Annotated in this window: 18 protein-coding genes and 1 pseudogene; 10 read left to right on the forward strand and 9 right to left on the reverse strand. The window is 54.8% G+C overall.

The genetic code is table 11. From position 1 onward, the window contains the following. Positions 1-885, reverse strand: coding sequence for a LysR family transcriptional regulator (locus GG681_RS14930; RefSeq protein WP_194287194.1), 885 nt, complete (start codon positions 883-885; stop codon positions 1-3). Positions 886-1,052: 167 nt separating this feature from the next. Between GG681_RS14930 and GG681_RS14935 the strand changes: the two genes are divergently transcribed. Together GG681_RS14935 and GG681_RS18075 are read left to right on the forward strand one after the other, a co-directional pair. Then, a complete protein-coding gene (locus tag GG681_RS14935) occupies positions 1,053-1,637 on the forward strand; it encodes a YceI family protein (protein WP_214645149.1) in 585 nt (194 codons plus the stop codon). A 126-nt stretch (positions 1,638-1,763) separates the two neighbouring features. Beyond that, positions 1,764-2,582, forward strand: a complete 819-nt coding sequence (locus tag GG681_RS18075) for a DOPA 4,5-dioxygenase family protein (protein ID WP_153548837.1) — start codon at positions 1,764-1,766, stop codon at positions 2,580-2,582. 34 nt (positions 2,583-2,616) lie between these two features. On the opposite strand, the gene GG681_RS14945 is transcribed toward GG681_RS18075, so the two are convergent. Beyond that, a complete protein-coding gene (locus GG681_RS14945) occupies positions 2,617-3,651 on the reverse strand; it encodes an aldo/keto reductase (RefSeq protein ID WP_153548838.1) in 1,035 nt (344 codons plus the stop codon). 168 nt (positions 3,652-3,819) lie between these two features. Between GG681_RS14945 and GG681_RS14950 the strand changes: the two genes are divergently transcribed. The 3 genes from GG681_RS14950 to GG681_RS14960 all read left to right on the forward strand — a co-directional run bounded on the left by GG681_RS14950 (position 3,820) and on the right by GG681_RS14960 (position 7,405). Beyond that, complete coding sequence (locus GG681_RS14950; RefSeq protein ID WP_153548839.1) at positions 3,820-4,725, forward strand: AraC family transcriptional regulator; 906 nt, start codon at positions 3,820-3,822, stop codon at positions 4,723-4,725. Between the two features lie 658 nt (positions 4,726-5,383). Continuing rightward, positions 5,384-6,748 carry a choice-of-anchor L domain-containing protein gene (locus GG681_RS17955; protein ID WP_194287195.1) on the forward strand — a complete coding sequence of 455 codons (1,365 nt, stop codon included), beginning with the start codon at positions 5,384-5,386 and terminating at the stop codon, positions 6,746-6,748. 69 nt (positions 6,749-6,817) lie between these two features. Beyond that, entirely contained in the window at positions 6,818-7,405 is a 588-nt protein-coding gene (locus GG681_RS14960) for a peptidoglycan-binding domain-containing protein (RefSeq protein ID WP_153548841.1), read from the forward strand. Between the two features lie 246 nt (positions 7,406-7,651). Here GG681_RS14960 and GG681_RS14965 read toward each other — a convergent pair whose 3' ends face one another. Further along, positions 7,652-8,020: a TetR-like C-terminal domain-containing protein gene (locus GG681_RS14965; protein WP_153548911.1), complete on the reverse strand. Its 369-nt coding sequence runs from the start codon at positions 8,018-8,020 to the stop codon at positions 7,652-7,654. A gap of 148 nt (positions 8,021-8,168) precedes the next feature. Here GG681_RS14965 and GG681_RS14970 point away from each other — a divergent pair, with 148 nt between their 5' ends. Together GG681_RS14970 and GG681_RS14975 are read left to right on the forward strand one after the other, a co-directional pair. Beyond that, a complete protein-coding gene (locus GG681_RS14970) occupies positions 8,169-8,348 on the forward strand; it encodes a hypothetical protein (protein ID WP_153548842.1) in 180 nt (59 codons plus the stop codon). A 21-nt stretch (positions 8,349-8,369) separates the two neighbouring features. Then, complete coding sequence (locus GG681_RS14975) at positions 8,370-9,020, forward strand: Lnb N-terminal periplasmic domain-containing protein (protein WP_328593410.1); 651 nt, start codon at positions 8,370-8,372, stop codon at positions 9,018-9,020. A 192-nt stretch (positions 9,021-9,212) separates the two neighbouring features. On the opposite strand, the gene rlmF is transcribed toward GG681_RS14975, so the two are convergent. The 6 genes and pseudogenes from rlmF to GG681_RS15005 all read right to left on the reverse strand — a co-directional run bounded on the left by rlmF (position 9,213) and on the right by GG681_RS15005 (position 15,001). Continuing rightward, positions 9,213-10,133 (reverse strand): 23S rRNA (adenine(1618)-N(6))-methyltransferase RlmF, encoded by a 921-nt coding sequence (gene rlmF, locus GG681_RS14980; protein ID WP_153548843.1) that lies wholly within the window; start codon positions 10,131-10,133, stop codon positions 9,213-9,215. Positions 10,134-10,328: 195 nt separating this feature from the next. Further along, positions 10,329-10,496 (reverse strand): annotated as a pseudogene (locus tag GG681_RS14985) (integrase core domain-containing protein); the annotation flags it as partial. A 386-nt stretch (positions 10,497-10,882) separates the two neighbouring features. Beyond that, positions 10,883-11,017, reverse strand: coding sequence for a helix-turn-helix domain-containing protein (locus tag GG681_RS14990; protein WP_268969010.1), 135 nt, complete (start codon positions 11,015-11,017; stop codon positions 10,883-10,885). 162 nt (positions 11,018-11,179) lie between these two features. Continuing rightward, positions 11,180-13,000: a SulP family inorganic anion transporter gene (locus GG681_RS14995; protein WP_153548846.1), complete on the reverse strand. Its 1,821-nt coding sequence runs from the start codon at positions 12,998-13,000 to the stop codon at positions 11,180-11,182. After that, positions 12,987-14,600 (reverse strand): sulfatase-like hydrolase/transferase, encoded by a 1,614-nt coding sequence (locus tag GG681_RS15000; protein ID WP_153548847.1) that lies wholly within the window; start codon positions 14,598-14,600, stop codon positions 12,987-12,989. The genes GG681_RS14995 and GG681_RS15000 overlap by 14 nt, the downstream gene beginning before the upstream one ends. Positions 14,601-14,611: 11 nt before the next feature. Next, positions 14,612-15,001 (reverse strand): universal stress protein, encoded by a 390-nt coding sequence (locus GG681_RS15005; protein WP_153548848.1) that lies wholly within the window; start codon positions 14,999-15,001, stop codon positions 14,612-14,614. A gap of 156 nt (positions 15,002-15,157) precedes the next feature. Here GG681_RS15005 and GG681_RS15010 point away from each other — a divergent pair, with 156 nt between their 5' ends. Genes GG681_RS15010 through GG681_RS15020 form a run of 3 tightly spaced genes read left to right on the forward strand, consistent with a single transcriptional unit; the run spans position 15,158 to position 17,180 of the window. Continuing rightward, positions 15,158-15,751 carry a MarR family winged helix-turn-helix transcriptional regulator gene (locus GG681_RS15010; protein ID WP_194287196.1) on the forward strand — a complete coding sequence of 198 codons (594 nt, stop codon included), beginning with the start codon at positions 15,158-15,160 and terminating at the stop codon, positions 15,749-15,751. Next, positions 15,748-16,695, forward strand: a complete 948-nt coding sequence (locus tag GG681_RS15015) for a tripartite tricarboxylate transporter substrate binding protein (protein ID WP_153548850.1) — start codon at positions 15,748-15,750, stop codon at positions 16,693-16,695. The genes GG681_RS15010 and GG681_RS15015 overlap by 4 nt, the downstream gene beginning before the upstream one ends. A 56-nt stretch (positions 16,696-16,751) precedes the next feature. Continuing rightward, the gene (locus GG681_RS15020; protein ID WP_153548851.1) at positions 16,752-17,180 is read left to right on the forward strand and encodes a tripartite tricarboxylate transporter TctB family protein; all 429 of its coding nucleotides are present in this window, start codon (positions 16,752-16,754) and stop codon (positions 17,178-17,180) included. Positions 17,181-17,187: the final 7 nt, after the last annotated feature.

Raw genomic sequence — 17,187 nt, forward strand, 5'->3', positions numbered from 1 at the left:
TCAGCGCAGGCCGGTGACCTGGCCTGAAACCCGATCTGCGACAAAATCAATGAAGCGGCGCACCCGCGCGGTGAGGTGACGCGTCGACGGGTAGACCGCGTGTATGGCCAGCTCTGTGATCAGATGGTCTTTTAGCACCGCAACCAACCTACCAGCCGCAATGTCATCGTCGACCATGTAGCGGGGCGTCAAAATGATACCGCGCCCTTTTAAGGCCAGCGCGCGCGCGCCGCTGGCGTTGTTGATCTTGATGCGACTGTCGACTTCAAAGGTTTTTGGGGAGCCATCAACCTGGAAGGTCCATTTGTTGCGCAGCTTGAAGTTTGTATCCACGATGCAGGCCTGCTGTTTCAGATCTTCGGGAGCTGTGAGATCCGGTGCCTGCGCCAGGTAATCGGGGCTTGCGCAAAGCACCACTGAGGTCACCCCGAGTTTGCGCGCGATCAATGAGGAATCCGCAAGGCTGCCAACCCGAATGGCCAGATCTAGCCCCTCTTCGAGCAGGTCGACATATCGATCGGTGAGTTCAAGCGTTGCGTGAATGCCTGGGTAAAGCTCTGAGAAATCCGCAAGCGCGTCGATCAGATATTTTTCGCCAAAACAATGGGGTGCGGTGATGCGCAGCTCTCCGCGCGGCGCGCAACGATCCTGCCGCACATCGGCTCTGAGTTCTTCATAATCCAGAACAAGACGCTGACAGCGGGCATAAAAGGCGGTGCCGGTTTCAGACAGGGTGACACGTCGGGTCGAACGGTGAAACAGCTGCGCGCCAAGCTCCTCTTCGAGGGCGCGGATGTATTTGCTGGCCAGTTGCGGGGTCATATCCAACCGGTCAGCCGCGGCGGTGAAAGAGCCGGTGTCCGCGACCTTCAGAAAGGTTTTCATTAGTTCTAGTCGATCCATAATTATAAACGTAGTGGCGATAGTAATTAAATAACAGTCACATTAATCAACAAAATCATCAGTGATACATCCTTGTGCAGTGACCCATATCGTTCAGGGGCAGAAATGTTTCTGGACGTAAAAACGCTTGTTTTAGGAAAGGATCAAATATGTCTCTTTTTTCCCGTTCTGCTGTTGCTGCTGCTTTTGTGATGGCGCTTGCGCCAATGGTTCAGGCCGCAGATCGCTATACCGTGCATGAGGATCACACCTGGGTGACCTTCAGCATCAGCCACGCTGGTTGGGCCAATGCCCGCGGGTTGTTTCGCGCGGTCTCGGGTGAGATCAGCTTTGACAAGGACGATGTTACCAAAAGCTCGGTCTCTGTGAGCATTGCGTCAGACAGCCTCGACACCAATTCCGAGGTGCGTGATCGTGATATGGGTGGGGAGAACTTCCTGAATGTGGCGGCATTTCCAGAGATCACCTTTAACAGCACCCGGATCGAACAGACCGGCGAGCGCACCGCGCTTGTCTACGGCGATCTGACCATGATTGGTGTCAGCAAAGAGGTCGCGCTGGATGTGCAGTGGAACAATGAAATGCCGCTGCCCTGGGACAGTTCCACCGTCAAAACCGGGTTTTCGGCCTCTGCAACGATTGATGGAACCGACTTTGGCATGGATAAATTGGTCGCCTTTGGCCTTGGCCCCAAAATCGACGTGGAAATCGACCTGGAAGCATTGCGCCAGTAAAACCGGACCTTTGCGGTTCACGCGATTGTTGGATCAGCACAGGTCGGAAACCGGATAAACAGAGTGGGCCGCGCCCGGGTGCGGCTCTCAACAACAGGATTTCACCATGTTTTTCGGGGTGTTTGCATGACGGCCTCTGTAACCTTGTCCCATGATTATCCTTATCCCGCGCCTGCGGTCTGGGCTGTGGCAACGGATCTGGATCATCTGAAAACCGTGACTGGCGGGGTGTTAAAGTTTCGCAATCTCCCGTCCGGGACAATTTTTCAGGGTCAGCACCTTTGTGTAGAGGTCTCGGTGTTTGGAAAACTGCCCTATCAACCCTATGAGATGCGCGTTGTCAGCCTTGATCCGGCGGCGATGACGTTTCAATCGCATGAGGTTGGGGCAGGGGTGAAATCCTGGCGTCACGCGCTGCGTGTTGTGCCTGATGGTGCTGGCTGCCGGATTGAGGAGCAGATCGAGATTGATGCTGGAATTTTGACGCCAGTCTTTGCGGCATGGGCGCGGTTTTTGTATCGCAGGCGGCATGCACCAAGGCTGCGTATTCTGGCCGATCAGCAGCAGATGACCGTGCCCCATAAAATGACCCCAAAAGGAGAGACCACAATGACAACAGCCGAGATTACCGGCTTTCACGCCCATGTCTATTTTGATGAAAGCTCATATGAGGCTGCGCGTCAGCTGTGTGAAGAGGCGGCTGCGCGGTTTGGCGTGGATCTGGGCCATATGCATCCGCAGGCCATTGGCCCGCATCCGGCACCCTCGTGCCAGCTTGACTGTAATGTCGAGCAGTTTGGCAAGCTGCTGCCCTGGCTGATCAGCAATCGCGGTGAATTGACGGTGTTCTGCCACGCAACGAGCGGCGATCATCTGAAAGATCACACCGACAATACGTTCTGGTTGGGGGATAAGCAGGATCTGAACCTGTCTATTTTCGGCTAGGGTTGCGGGCCGCCAAAGCAGCCCGCACAGGTGGTTATTCCGGCTGTGCCATATGGGCGCGGTATTCGCCCTGCCGTTTTAGCATCCAGCCCGGATATTCCGCAGGCAACTGCGTCACCTTATCAAGCGCTGAAAGCTCTTCTGCGGTTAGGCTGATCTTGGTAGATCCAATGTTTTCAACCAGCTGCTCCTGACGTTTGGCGCCAATGATGACGCTGGTGACAACGTTTTGGTGCAGCAGCCAGGCCAGCGCGACCTGCGCAACCGAGCAGTCTTTTTGAGCGGCGATGCTGCGCATCACGTCGATGGCGTCATAGGCGCGGTCTTTGTCAATCGGGGGGAAGTCGAAGGTCAGGCGGCGGCCTTCTGTGGTTTTGCCGTCGCGGTCGAATTTGCCGGAGAGAAAGCCACCGGCAAGCGGGCTCCAGACCATCAGGCCAATTTGTTCTGACTGCAACATTGGCACCACGTCGCGTTCCAGATCGCGCCCGCCCACACTGTAATAGGCCTGCAGCGATGAAATGGGGGCCAGGCGTCGTGCCTCGGTGATCCCCACCGCTTTGACCACCTGCCAGGCGGCCCAGTTGGACAGGCCCAGATACCGCACGTGGCCCTGTCGCACCAATGTATCCAATGCCTCGAGGGTTTCGACAATTGGTGTGGCCGCGTCAAAGCCGTGGATCTGATAGAGGTCAATATGATCCAGTTGCAGACGTTTCAGGCTTGCTTTGGCCTGATCCATAATATGTCCGCGGGATGCGCCGCGTGCGTTGGGGCCTTCGCCCATCGGGCCGACCACTTTGGTGGCGATCACCACGTCTTCGCGGGCGACGCCAAGGTTTTTGAGCGACTGTCCCAGGATCTCTTCGCTTTTACCGGTGGCGTAAATATTGGCGGTATCAATAAAGTTGATACCCGCATCGAGCGCTGTTTTGAGCAGCCCGTCTGCGTCATCTTGCTGGAGTTTGCCGATCTGTCCCCACATGTCGTCAGATCCGCCAAACGTCATAGTGCCGAAGCAAAGTTCAGAAACAAAAAGACCGCTGTGACCAAGGCGATTGTATCGCATGATGTATATCCTTTGCTGAAATGTCCAAGCTGGTGCAGCCTGAGCTGTGGTAGATATGCGGGTGGATTGTGGTCGCGCGCCACGCTGATCCTCGCGAAAGCTTGCACGATCCTCTCAAAGGGGTGGAATTGCGCTGGCAAGCGATCGCCTGCTGGCTAAGGTGGGATCATGGCAAAACCGCATCTTGAAACATTGACCACCCGCGCATTGGACCTGTGGCAGGCGCATGGGCGCGAGACCCCGCTTCCGGGCGTTATTCTTGCGGTATCCGAGCAGCCGATGGGGCCCATTCACGGGGTCTATCAGCCGTCGCTTTGCATTGTGCTGCAGGGGGCAAAGATCAGTCGGGTGGGGCAGCGCAGCTATCACTATGATGCGGGGAAGTGCCTGATTGCCTCATTGGATGTGCCGGTGCGGGCAGAGATTATCACGGCGTCCGCGGCAGAGCCTTATGTGGCCTTGGTGGTCAATATCGACCCGGCGGTGGTCGCCGAGCTGCTGCTGGATCATCCCATTACGGGTCAGAATGGGGAAAGCTGTCCCGAGGCGCTTGCAGTGCAGCCGCTGTCTGCGGATCTGATTGACCCGCTGGAGCGACTGTTGAACCTGGCCCATCGCCCCCATGATATCCCGGTGCTTGCGCCGATGGTGCAGCGTGAAATCACCTGGCAGCTTTTGAATGGGGGGCAGGCGGGGGCCTTGCGCCAGATTGGCCTTGCCGACAGTCGCGTTGCGCGTATTGGCAAATCAATTGCCTGGGTGCGGGAGAATTTCACCCAGACTTTGAGCGTGCCGCATCTGGCGAGGCTTGCTGGGATGAGCCCGGCAACGTTTCATCGGCAGTTTAAGGCGGCAACGGCAATGACACCGGTGCAGTTTCAAAAGAGCCTGCGCCTGCAGGCGGCGCGGCGTATGCTGCTGGCAGATGGGGTGGATGTGGCGCAGGTTGGGTTCGCCATTGGCTATGAAAGCCCGTCGCAGTTCAGCCGGGAGTACAGCCGCATGTTTGGGGTGCCGCCAGGGCGGGACGGCGCGCAAATGCGCGGTGCTGTTGCTATGGACAGCCGTGCGTAGGTCGGTGGCGGGCGAATTGTTTCAGCTAAAGATCCGACCTACATAGAGAGAGCTGCGGCAGGGGGGCACATCACGCTGGGTTTTGCGGTGAGTTTCACACATTGTTTGCGCAATGAATCCGCTTTTAGTGTTTGAATACACATTCCCCACAGATCAAACTTTGACGCCGTTGGCATGCCAGCCTCTTATTCATGGATCATCCCGACAATCGGTGCCGCGGTGGAACAGCTTGAATTTCTATTTTTCAATCTTTGATTGCAGAGTATTGGTTTTGGTTGAGAGAGTTCACCATAGTTGATGGCCCTGCTAGTCAAAAAACGAGATGGGCTACACGAATGGGGCCGATCAATGTCAGCTGTGGGCGATAAAAGACCAAACGCCTTTAAGCACAATCGCGCTGGATACCGGTGTTCCGCTACGGCTGACTATGCGAGCAAAAGCAACCTTGAGTTTTCCACCGTTGCTTACGTGAGCATGTCCGCAGGGTTGTGGAGGCGCATTGCCGGTGGCACAGTGATTTTTTCCGATGCGGTCATTTGACAGGGTTAATTTCGACAAAATCCGTTGAAAAAAAGCCCGAGTTGGAGTAGGTGCAAATTGGATAAAATTTTAACAAACACACGTCATAGTTTATTGGATAATTTTGGGAGAGTGTCAGTTGAAAAAACTATCTCTAACGGCGATTTTGTTGGGTAGCGTTCTTTCTGCTCCTGCGCATGCGATTTCTATTTCACCAACTTCGGATGCAACAGGGCTTGCGAATACTCTGTTCTTAAACTTACCCGGTTTGCAGATTACTGATGCAACGCTTGATGGTGCATTTGGTCAAACGGGAACGTTTACAAATGAAAGTGGCACATACGGCTTGCCCAACAGCGGCATCGTGTTGTCAAGCGGTCATGTCAGCGACTATGCTGACGGGCCGAATACTGAGACCGCATTTACAACCGAATTTGACGAATTTGGATTTGGCGGAGAAGTTGACGAAGCATTCAACGGAGCCACTCCAGAAGAGCAAGCGTTGCTCGGGCCGATTTCAGGGCAACCCTTTCATTTCGATGTGGCCTTGCTCGATATTTCATTCAATGTTGATGCGGATGTTTCACAGGTCAGCTTTTTCGGTACGTTCGGGTCGGAAGAATTCCCTCGATTTGTAGGCAGCGAATTCGTCGACGGGTTTGGGCTTTTTGTGAATGGAACCAATGTCGCGGGCGTACAGCCAGCCGACGGCGGACCGAACTTGCCGCTGAACGTGAACCATCCAGATTTTGACGCGTCGATAACAGGAACTGAACTGAACGCGGTATTGGCGCCAAACGGCAACCCCGTGCTGCGTTTCGACGTTCCGGTGAACCCAGGCGAGGTAAATCAGTTCCAGATCATTGTTGGTGATTCCGGCGATACCAGCCTGGACACAACGATTTATCTCAGCAGCTTTATCGCGCAGGGTAACCCAGGTGATACTGGCGGAACGCCCACCACTGGCACTGGTACAACAGAATTTAATCCGGTTTTGCCGTCCAACCCGCCGGATCCGGAAACGGGTGAATTTGTGATTGCATTGCCTGAAGTGCCTGCCGGGGAAACCGTATGGATTGACCCACCTGTATCTGTTGGGTTCACCTATGATGCCGGAACGGATCAATTTGCGAGCATCACCGCACCATCGCTTGCTACTGTTGCTGATCTCGATGGATATATCGTTGAAGTCGGCGGAGTTCAGCATCTACTTGCTGCGGGTGCGACCCTTGATTTTCAGAGCTTGTTCGGCGAGACGCCGACAACGTTCAAACTCTTGGGAATTGACCCGGATCTTGGCCTGGACCCCGCGAATGCTCTGGCATTTCCTCTTGGGGTGAGCTTTGTGTCTGCAGTGAGCGATGGATCGGTATCGATCACGCCGATCACCCTGGATGTTGGCGGTGGTGTTCCCTCTCAGGTTCCATTGCCTGCAACGGGTCTGTTGCTTGTTGGTGCGCTTGGTGGGTTCGGCCTCATGCGTCGGCGGAAATCTACGAAGTAACGAAAAAACCTCTTGATCAGGCGGCTTGCTAAGGCCGCCTTTTCCTCATTTTTAGTGGATGGAAATTAGATGCTCTGGCTGCGATGGGTGCTGGTTCTTTGTTTGGCCTGCCCGGCATATGCTGCGGATTCGAACGGCCAATTCGCAATTAAGGGAGCGGGGTTGCAGACCTGTAGTGCGCTCTTGCATTCCTGGGATAACAAAACCAACGATCTGGCACTGTATGCAGGTTGGATAGACGGGTATCTGACGGGCATGAACCAGCATTTTGATGACACGTTCGATGCGGCGCCCTGGCAAACACCTCAGACGCTTTTAGGGCTGTCGCGTGAACTCTGCCGCAACCGCGACGGAAATGAGAAGTTTATGAATGTGTTCAATGATTTGATGCGTGATCTCTTGCCACTGCGGCTCACCACAAAATCGAACGCGACTGGGCTGAGCAATGGATCATCTGCGCTGGTGCTCTATACAGAAACGATAGCGCAGATCGAACAAAGGCTCACCTCATTGGGCTATAACCCTGGTAAGGTTGACGGTGTTTATGATGAGCAGAGTCGAAAAGCGCTTGAGGGATTTCAAAGCGCGCGCGAGATCGAAATTACCGGTATTCCTGACCAACAAACACTGTTCGCTCTGTTCACAAGTCCTCAGTAAATCTTTTTAAGCGTGTTGAGATTGGTTTGAGGCATCCTATCAGCCGTGATCGCCGTTCTAGCACTCCAAGGTGTTGAGCGGTCTTATGATGGCTTTGTCTGTGGCGTGATCCTTGTCCCTCTCAGTCTCGCTACAGCTTGTATAGAATGATTGGGATGGGCTCGTTGCGGTCATTGGAGAGGTTGCAGCATTTACACCTCTCGGCCAATTCACGTGTTTGGCAAGTTTGGAGGCTTCATTGATGCGTCAGTCAAGCTTCGGAGGTTGTTCCTCGTCTGCCAAATGGGCGCCGCGGGTCATAGCGGCGACGAGGGCACTGACCTCTTGATGAAGAGACGCCATTGGCACCCCGACGAACCGCCCTTGAAGCGCAAGGAGGACAACACCATGCACGGCGGCAAATGTCGTGCGTGCCTTAAGGGCGAGGCCGGGTTCGTCCAGATCTGGGCGCAGTCGTTTCAGCGGAGCCATGATCCCCATGATCAAAACGGCATGTTCCTGTCGGTGCCAGTCGGGGATGCTTTGCGCCTCTGTTGGGCGGTGTTCAAATAGCGAAATCCATAACAGTCGATTGTTACGGGCGAAATCAACATAGCGCGCGGCAAGCACCTGCATGTTCAAGATAACGACCACATTGATCCGCGGACGCAGTCACGACATGGCGCAGGCCATCATTGACGCCAACGCTCAGCCAATCCTGCAACAGAAAATGCGCGATGCCGCATAGGGTCTGGCGCAATCGAAACGGGCAGAGGCCATTGTTATGGCCCATGCCAAACGGGAGAGACAATCAGCGGCTAAAGTTGAAAAGCAACTTGCGGATCTGGAAGTTCGCGCGCTGGACGCCTTGCAAAAAGACCGTGAAGACCTGGCGATGGAGGCTGCCTCGGCCATTGCTGCACTTAAGGCGGAGCGCAGGGTTTGCAAGACAGCGATCGCGTAATATGACCGTGAAATTGCCAATGTGCGTGATTTTGATTGGCAAAACACTATCACGGCCACCGAACGCTGGATTACGCAGGATTACGACTTGGAACAGCTGGAAAGCGTCGACATGCTGACCTCGGTCTGGGGCAATCCCTACATTGCGCATCTGTTGGTAAGTTTTGGGTTCGCCGATGGCAAAAGGGTGGTGTTCTCTGTAGAAATTCGCCGCGAAGAAGGAGAAAGGTTTAGCGAAATTGGAGGCTTCTTCCGGCAGTTAGAGCTGGTGCTGATTGCTGCGACCGAACGAGATACCGTCAAGCTTCGCACTGATTATTGCGGTGAAGAAGTGCGCATGTTACCTGTCAATTTAACCGCAGACCAGCGCCGCGCCATGTTCATGTCCTATGTGGGCCTGGCTCAGGATCTTGAACGCAAGCCGCAATTTTGCAACACGATTACAGCCAATTGCACAACGGTGGTCTATGGGGTGGCTCGTAATCAGAAGTCGGACCTGCCCCTGCGGCAGAGCCTGATCCTGTCGGGACGGTTGCCGCAATATCTGGAAGATCTTGGTGTGCTTGGCGGGGAGGGGACATTGCAAAAGTGCCATGAAGCGGCATTGTTGCCTGGCCCGTCCAAACGCAAACAATCCGATTTGCTGTATTCGCAAGCCATACGAACACGCTAGTCTACCGACCCTTCGAAGCAGTTTTAGAGAGCAATTTCGGCGTCGAGCTGCCGTTTTAGGCAGCCTGGAATTCCGATCCGTGACCTTCGAAAAGATCGTGGCTCACAGCCCTGATCGGACATCATAGGGGGGCGTAACGATTGTCATGCCGTCCCATCGAAATCTACGCTGCAGCGCCAAAGCCTTCAGGGATCAGTCTCTTCTAAAAAACGAGGATTGTTGTTTTCTGTTCATGTAAGTCCAAGCAATGAAACGACTTGTTTTTTGCCCCTGCGCCATGTCGACAACTTTATAGTCAACTGCCCTGGCGCGTTTTAAAATCCGCGAAAGAGGTTGCAGATTGTCTTTTTTCGACACTAGCGAGGTAAACCATAAGCACTGATTTGAGAATTCTAAGCTCTGCTCAATCATGCGTGCAATGAACTTAATCTCGCCGCCGGGGCACCAAAGCTCGGCGTTTTGACCGCCAAAGTTGAGCTTGGTTGAACGCCCTTTGCCAAGGTTTACCCATTTGCGTTGGGTTCCCTTGCTCGCTTTCTCAATTGAGCCATGGAAGGGCGGATTGCACATGGTCAGATGAAAGCGATCCCTGGGTTTGATCACACCGCGAAAGACATTTTCTTGTTGGTTTTGTTGCCGAACTGATATTGGTAACTTGTTGAATTCGATAATTTTCTTGGCCGATTTAAGCGCGCCTGCGTCGATGTCGACGCCTGTGAAGTGCCAGCCGTATTCATGTTGACCTGTGAGTGGGTAGACCAAACTTGCACCGGTGCCGATGTCCAGCGCCTTGATTTGAGGGCCGCGCGGGATTTCTCGCTTGTTGCTGCCAGCAAGCAAATCCGCGAGATAATGGATATAGTCGACCCGACCTGGAATGGGAGGGCATAAGTAACCTGCGGGAATATCCCAAAAATCAATATCGTAATGTGCCTCTAGCAATGCGCGGTTCAACATTCGGACGGCGTCGACGTCTCGAAAGTCGATCGTCGCTTGACCGCTTGGATTGCTGATCGTGAAGGCCTTTAGCTCAGGTGTTTGTGCCTCTAGGCGCGCGAAGTCATAGCCTTCTGTGTGTTGATTGCGAGGGTGTAGCTTCGTATTTGTGGCCATGGGGACGCCTTCACTCAAGTTTTCTAGACGTCGCTCGTCAGACGGTTTTCTGCTTCGTAACGGAGACTCTGGTTCGATCTATATTTATGCGGCAGCGGCGTGGTGCTGCAACCGGCGTTTTCTGATTGCCTGTTTCTGGATCTCTGGGCCTCGATCGTGATAGACGTGGGCGGGCGCCAGGCGGTCACAGCTCTAGTGATAATTGCGGTTGTTATAGTGATTGACCAATGCGCCGATCTGGCGTTCCAGATCGGCGGGCAGGGCGTAGTTTTCCAGGAGAACCCGGTTCTTTATGGTCCGATGCCATCTTTCGATCTTGCCCTGGATTTTGGGGTGACGTGGCGCACCACGAACGCGATGCATGTCTTTGTCTTCAAGATATTCGCCGAGACCGACAGCCATTTAAGCCTGATCTTCCCCCATAGAAGTGGTCCTCCGCTCTGTTTGGGGAAACGGAGGAAACAAATGGCAAACGAGCGACCGAAGAGCACGTTCATCTTCGGTGCAGGAAGTATCGAATTCCGCTCGCCATGCGAAGTGAAGACCTTCTTGACTTGGAAGGACGGTGTCTTCTTCACCGGCCGCCCAGTCCTAAACGGCATACTTAATCACGTAGCTTGCAAAATCGCCGTGCTGGTCCGTTGAACTGATATAGGTTGTGCTTTGGGGCGAAGAGAGGACATCGGCTTAACTCCCGTGAATGGTTCAACGAACTATCTGAAGGTTGGATTTGAAATAAGTTGAGAGGATCAGTGACGCGGAGCCACCAGCTCGGACGGGTCCACCGAAAGCGCTTTTGCTATCTTCTCGAGGATATCGACCGAGACTGCATACTTGGCGTTTTCGAGTTTGCCCATATAGCCCCGATTTACACCTGCGCGCAGGGCGTGCTCTGTGGGATTGGAAAAAGGCGCTCTGAGAGGGCTGTTACGGGATAGATTCGCCTAATCCGTTGCACTCAGCGTATTTTCTGACCTTTGTCTTTTGACATTTCAGTATCATGAGCAGGTGCTTGCTCTGCTGTTGCGGCTAATTACAATGACAACTCATTCCAGTTTGACCAACATCTGATCAACAGCTGCAGCCTTGCCAGCGCATTCCTTGAAAACCCTCGATTGACAAGTGGCGCAGATTGCGTCGTCGGCGTTGCGTACTGCAGCTGCAATTGCTTCGCCTTTGTGAGGAAACAGGTTCTGCTCGCCAAGCTCTTCGAGTACATGAAACCGGTCCAGAATCCGAATGACTTGCGGATTGGCAACAAGAATGAATGTGTCTTTGCCTTGTGCTCGGGACTTTCGGATTTCTTTCAGTAGAAAGGCCGCGCCGGATAGGTCAATCTTGCCGACACCAACCAGATTGATCAGACGGGTTCGGTGCTGACCGTTCAAGGGTTCCAGTCGTTGTAACTCCGCATCCACATGCTCTACCGAGGCAAAAAACAGTGGCCCATCAAGCCGTGTGGCCACGATCTGCGGGCATTGGTCCAGTTCATAGGCATGTGCATTCATAAACACTCGTCTACCTTCAACAGTCGCTGGGGCGCCCACCGATACGATTGGATTAGAGCTGTTTCGCAGAAACACTGAGAACGAGACCAGAACACCTACGAGGATGGCGAAATCTAGCTCAGTCAGAATACCGGTGGCAAAGGTGGCGCTCAGAATGAATGTTTCACTGCGGCTGTCACGAAAGATGTGGTGGATTTCGACGAAATCGATTAACCGCCAGGCTACGTATATTATTAGCGCCGCCATCGCGGGTACCGGAACGAGATGAACGAAGGGGGCCACTAAGAACAGTAGAACAGCTAGAAAACCAGCTGCGAAGATGGCAGAGAGGGGTGTCTTAGCGCCGCTATCCGCGTTCAGCCCGGATCTGGTGAACGATCCAGACCCCGCATAGGATTGAAAAAAAGAGCCGACCATGTTGCCCAAACCCTGGCCGATGATCTCTTGGTTCGAACTGTAGTCTTCACTCCGGCGCATGGCGAACCCTTTCCCGATGGAAATGGCTTCGAGCAATCCAACAAAGGCGAGGGCGGAGGCACTCGGCAGCAGGTCGCGCAAGACTCCCAGGTCCAATTGCGGTGCTTGAAACGAGGGCAGGACCGATGACAAGGGATCGAACATCGCTACACCTCGTTCCGGCGCGCCCACCAGAAAACCAACCACCGATCCAACCGCCAGAGCGATGATATAAGCGGGCAGGCGCTTGTTGAAACGCAGCGTGATCAACAGCGCCGCCAGTGTGGTCGCCGAGATGGTGACCGCCGTCCAGTTGGTGTGTTCGGCTTGTTGCCAAACCCGGTATAGCCGTTCCAGAACGCCGCCGCCGCGTTCGGTTTCAACCCCCAGGACGCCGCCAAGCTGCGAGGCTGCGATCAGCAAAGCGGCGGCGGCGGTGAAGCCGGTGAGAACGGAATGGGAGATGAAGGAAATCAACCCGCCCAGCCTCAGCAGTCCGGCCGCAAATTGCAGTGCGCCGACCATCAGGGTTAGTGTGATTGCCAGGCTGGTGAACAGGGCTGTACCTGGCGAGGCGACCTCGGAAAGTGTTGCGAAAAGCACTGCTGATATCGCTGTGGTTGGGCCGGACACCATGATCATGGATGAGCCCCAGAACCCGGCGACGACGGTTACCACCATAGCGGTAAACAGGCCGTACTCCGGCGGCAGACCTGCGATGATGGCAAAGGCGACCCCTTGCGGCAGCACAATAGCCGCATTGGTTAATCCCGCTGCTGCATCGGCCCTGAGCGTTCCCTTTGTGATCTGCCCGAACCAAGGGCGGATCGGGGTCAGCTGGGAGCCGAGTTCCCTTAGTGCCTGCTTTGCTCCTGACTGCTTGCCCACTTTATGTGCCGCCATTTCTGACTTTCCAGTCCTCCAGTTCCTTCTCATCCCAGAACCCCAGATAGACGCCGTCTAGGGCTTCTTCCCGGCAGAGCTTTTCATCGATGGTCTGATCCGAGATCGTGATGCGGTTGTGCTGGCGTCTGGACCAGTCGAACAACATGTCCCGCATGCGCGAGATCTGGTCGGCATGATCCGGAGAGTCGCCGAGATCGGTCAGCTCCTGTGGGTCGGTGTCGAGATCGTAGAGCATCGGGCGGTGCCCTTCGACACAGACCAATTTCCACCGTCCGTCGAATACCATTGTCAACATGCAGCTTTTTGCGTTGGGGCTGAGGTGACGTAGATGCGGGCGCGCGGAATAGTCGTACTCCGAAACCGCGAATTCGCGGATCTTGTGGTTGTGGCCATGCAGCGCGGGAAGCAGCGAGTACCCTTCGAGAATATGGTCGGGTACTTTTCCGCCCATGAAGTCCACGAAGGTCGGAACAAGGTCGATGGCTTCGGTAAGGCCGGTGTTGACCTGCCCGCGTGTACTATCTGCCGCCGAGCTCGGATCGACCACGATTAGCGGGACGCGTGCCGAGGCATCGTGGAACAGTTCTTTCTCGCCCAGCCAGTGATCGCCCAGATAGTCGCCATGATCCGATGTGAAAACGATCAGTGTTTCGTCCGCCTGACCGCTGTCCTCCAGGTATTTGACGATACGTCCGATCTGGTCGTCGATTTGGGTAATGAGGCCCATATAAGCCGGAATAACAGCCTCACGCACGTCGTCGCGGCAGAAGGCTTGGCTGTAGCGGTGGCTATAATAGCCTGCAAGCAGCGGGTGAGGGTCTTCCCTTTCTGCGTCGCTCCGATTGACAGGGATGATGTCGTCCTTGCCGTACATGTCATGATAGGGAGCGGGGACGACATAGGGCCAATGGGGTTTGATATAGGACAGATGCAAGCACCAGCTGTCCTCCTTTGCCTGCTCCATAAATTCGATCGCCCGAGTGGTGGTATACGGAGTCTCGGAGTCCTCTTCCGCTACCGCGGCCGGTTCGGAGGCGTGTTTCAACAGCCAACCCGACAGGATCTCACCATCGTCTCCACGCCCCGAATTGGCCCATTGGTGCCAGGGGTTGGGGCCGCCATAACCCAATTCCTTCAGGTGTTTGTTGTAATGTGAAGGCTGCTTCTTCGCTCCATCGGGAACAACACCGTCGTTGCGATCCCAAATTTCAAAACCGCATTCGGCCACCAGCGCACCGATCCCTTTCGATGCATCAATACCAAGCCGCTTCATCCCCTCGGCATCCGCCGTCATATGAGTTTTGCCGCAAAGCACAGTGCGAACCCCCAACGGGCGCAGATGATCGCTGATCGTCATCTCACCGACGCGCAAAGGATGCTCGTTCCAGAGCGCCCCGTGCGAGCGGGTATAGCGCCCAGTATAGAAGCTCATGCGGCTTGGCCCGCAAATTGGGGATTGCACATAGGTCCGGTCAAATCGAACACCGCGCGCCGCCAGTGCATCAATGTTGGGGGTGCGGATGTGGGGGTGTCCTGTACAACCTAGGTAATCGTAACGAAGCTGGTCGCACATGATGAATAGGATTTTCTTGGGCATAATGAACCTGTTTAGTGTGACATTAGGATCGCGACATTCAGTGTCTGTGCCAACTTATGCGTTACCCCACCCATCAGATCTTCGGACCAGAGTGAGTATACATAAGCGCCCATGACCAACGGCGCGGCATGCACTTCCTGGCAAAGTTGAAGCAAGCTTGCTGCTGTCGAAACGGCAGGTTGAACAATGCGGTGCTCTATATTAAGGCCATAGCGACCGAAAACCGCTTCCAAATTGTCCGCGCCAGTCGTCGCCCTTCCACGGGTTCGCGCTTCATCAATCGTAGCAAAAATCACCCGCTTGCTGCGCTTCAGGATTGGCATCGCGTCGAAGACAGCACGTGCGGCGCGGCGCCCGCCGTCCAAAGCGACAACAGCGGTCCCTGCATTGGCATTGGCCATGTCAAATTTGCGCGCAGACCGAGAGCCTGGTCCACCGTTATACGCGACTAGAACGTTCCTGAAGGTCATTTTCACTCCTCTCTCAGTGGGAAACGCCCCAGAGGCACCTTTTCGCCGCTCGAAGCATTTCCATGACATGTCATAGATATGTATTGTATGCAAAACAAGGTTTGTTTAGTGAAGCGAAGGGAGGATTCGGCGATGCTGTTGAACGGACGGCTAAAGGGCATGGAGCTTAGTCAAGTTCCGCATGGTGCCAGCGTTTTGGCAGTGGCGGTTTTCCGACTTTCCCGGTTCCTGAAATCCCAGGTCATGAGAACTGTTTCGGATGCAGGTGACATTGGGTTGGTCTCCTGGCGTATCCTGATGGGCTTGTCGCTGGTTGATACCGCCACGCAGCGCGAATTGGTCGACTTCACGCGCATGGAACAGGCGCAGCTAAGTCGCGCTTTGAAAGATATGTGCGATCAGGGGCTAATAGATTCTAAACCATCCGAGACGGACCGGCGTGCCAGACTGTTCTTTCTAACCGAAGAAGGGCGCGCCACACATCAAACACTCTTGCCAGTGGTCACAAGAATAACCGATGCAATCGACGCAGCGCTATCGCCGGAGGAGCGTTTCCAGTTCCTCGAAATGTGCTCCCGCATCGAGCGGGCCGCTAGCTCCGCGGTTACGGAGTTGCCAGATGCCGGTCAAATCAATCTCAACCCAGATTCTGAAAGCTCTCCCGAGGAGGTAAGAACATGAAGCTCAAATCGATACTTTCTGGTGTCATCGCTGGCGCCGTCATCGCAATTGCGGGCGCAGCGAATGCAGCCGACTGGAAGCCCAGTGGCACATTGAAGCTGCAGATCGGTTTCGGTGCAGGCGGTTCGACCGACACTATGGGCCGCGTGATTGCTAAAGTTATGAAAGAACAGACCGGTTGGAACATCATCGCAGAAAACAAGACCGGCGGTGGTGGCGTTGCTCTGTTCACCGGCATCTCCAAGATGCCACCGCGTGGCAATGTCATTGGCATGGGCGTCAATATGCCAATCATGATCAACCTGGTGGCGCGTGGAGACAAACTGCCGTTCAATCTGGATAGCTTCGACTATCTGGGAACCGTGGCGCGCGCCCAGCTAGCGTTGATCGCTCGCGCTGATGCGCCCTTCAACACGCTTCAGGAAATGGTCGACTATTCCAAGGCAAACGACGGTTTGCCGATTGGCTTTGGCGCCGGTCCGCAGAAGCTGTTGTTGGAAGTGGTCAACCGGGAAACTGATGCAGGGTTCCGTTTTGTCTCGACCAAAGGTGAGGCCGAGACGCAGAAGCTACTGCTGGGTGGTCAGGTGTTGGCCGGGTTTTCAGCGGGCACGCATTTAAAGTATCTGCAATCTGGTGATTTCAAAATGATCGCCAGCGCCAACGACGCGCGTCACAGCTATGCACCCGATACCGAGACTTTCCGTGAGGCCGGTTTCGACGCCTATGTCGATCCGTTTTTCTACTTTGCGACGACAGCAGGCACCGATCCCGAGGCACTGGCCGCTCTGACCGAGGCCCTTGAGAATGCGATTGCCTCGGATGAGGTTGCCGAAGTCGCGCAGAATGCGGCAACCACAGACACGCTGAACCTCGGCCCGGACGGAACCAAGCAAATGCTGGTTGATGGCGTCGAGAACGTCAAAGTCCTGTTCGCAAAGTAACAAAGGTGCGCCCGCCGAATTGAACCGCGGGCGCATGAATTTCCAGGGAGGGTATCATGCCACTATCTGCGGATCGTGTGACCGGTGGTTTCTTTTTGTTCTTTGGGCTCGCGCTCTACTTCGTTGTCATCCCGACCTATGTCGAGACTATTGAAGACAGCAGTTGGGTTCGGCCTGGGACAATCCCGAACGCCATTGCCGTCGTCCTGTCCGTCTGTGGCGCTCTGTTGATTTTGAAGCCCACGGCGCATCGCGTGCAAGGACAGCGTGAATTCCTTTTTGCCGGTCTGTATTTCTTGTTGCTGGCCGCCGGATTGCTGCTGATGTCCTACGTCGGTTTTGTTTACGCCGCGCCCGTCATAGCGCTGGTGATCATGCTGATGATCGGCGAGCGCCGCCGGCTCTGGCTGGGTGTCGGTGTCGTCGCTTTACCCGCGGCTATTTGGCTCCTCGTTGTGCAGGTATTGGAGCGGGCTCTGCCCTGAAGGAAGA

The organism is Tritonibacter aquimaris, from assembly GCF_009617595.1.
GTDB lineage: Bacteria > Pseudomonadota > Alphaproteobacteria > Rhodobacterales > Rhodobacteraceae > Epibacterium > Epibacterium aquimaris.

Excerpts from the sequence above, each read along its gene's own strand:
- GG681_RS14930 (WP_194287194.1), bottom strand. The coding sequence starts at position 885 with ATGAAAACCTTTCTGAAGGTCGCGGACACCGGCTCTTTCACCGCCGCG.
- GG681_RS14935 (WP_214645149.1), top strand. The coding sequence starts at position 1,053 with ATGTCTCTTTTTTCCCGTTCTGCTGTTGCTGCTGCTTTTGTGATGGCG.
- GG681_RS18075 (WP_153548837.1), top strand. The coding sequence starts at position 1,764 with ATGACGGCCTCTGTAACCTTGTCCCATGATTATCCTTATCCCGCGCCT.
- GG681_RS14945 (WP_153548838.1), bottom strand. The coding sequence starts at position 3,651 with ATGCGATACAATCGCCTTGGTCACAGCGGTCTTTTTGTTTCTGAACTT.
- GG681_RS14950 (WP_153548839.1), top strand. The coding sequence starts at position 3,820 with ATGGCAAAACCGCATCTTGAAACATTGACCACCCGCGCATTGGACCTG.
- GG681_RS14960 (WP_153548841.1), top strand. The coding sequence starts at position 6,818 with ATGCTCTGGCTGCGATGGGTGCTGGTTCTTTGTTTGGCCTGCCCGGCA.
- GG681_RS14965 (WP_153548911.1), bottom strand. The coding sequence starts at position 8,020 with ATGCAGGTGCTTGCCGCGCGCTATGTTGATTTCGCCCGTAACAATCGA.
- GG681_RS14970 (WP_153548842.1), top strand. The coding sequence starts at position 8,169 with ATGGCCCATGCCAAACGGGAGAGACAATCAGCGGCTAAAGTTGAAAAG.
- rlmF (WP_153548843.1), bottom strand. The coding sequence starts at position 10,133 with ATGGCCACAAATACGAAGCTACACCCTCGCAATCAACACACAGAAGGC.
- GG681_RS14995 (WP_153548846.1), bottom strand. The coding sequence starts at position 13,000 with ATGGCGGCACATAAAGTGGGCAAGCAGTCAGGAGCAAAGCAGGCACTA.
- GG681_RS15000 (WP_153548847.1), bottom strand. The coding sequence starts at position 14,600 with ATGCCCAAGAAAATCCTATTCATCATGTGCGACCAGCTTCGTTACGAT.
- GG681_RS15005 (WP_153548848.1), bottom strand. The coding sequence starts at position 15,001 with ATGGCCAATGCCAATGCAGGGACCGCTGTTGTCGCTTTGGACGGCGGG.
- GG681_RS15010 (WP_194287196.1), top strand. The coding sequence starts at position 15,158 with ATGCAAAACAAGGTTTGTTTAGTGAAGCGAAGGGAGGATTCGGCGATG.
- GG681_RS15015 (WP_153548850.1), top strand. The coding sequence starts at position 15,748 with ATGAAGCTCAAATCGATACTTTCTGGTGTCATCGCTGGCGCCGTCATC.
- GG681_RS15020 (WP_153548851.1), top strand. The coding sequence starts at position 16,752 with ATGCCACTATCTGCGGATCGTGTGACCGGTGGTTTCTTTTTGTTCTTT.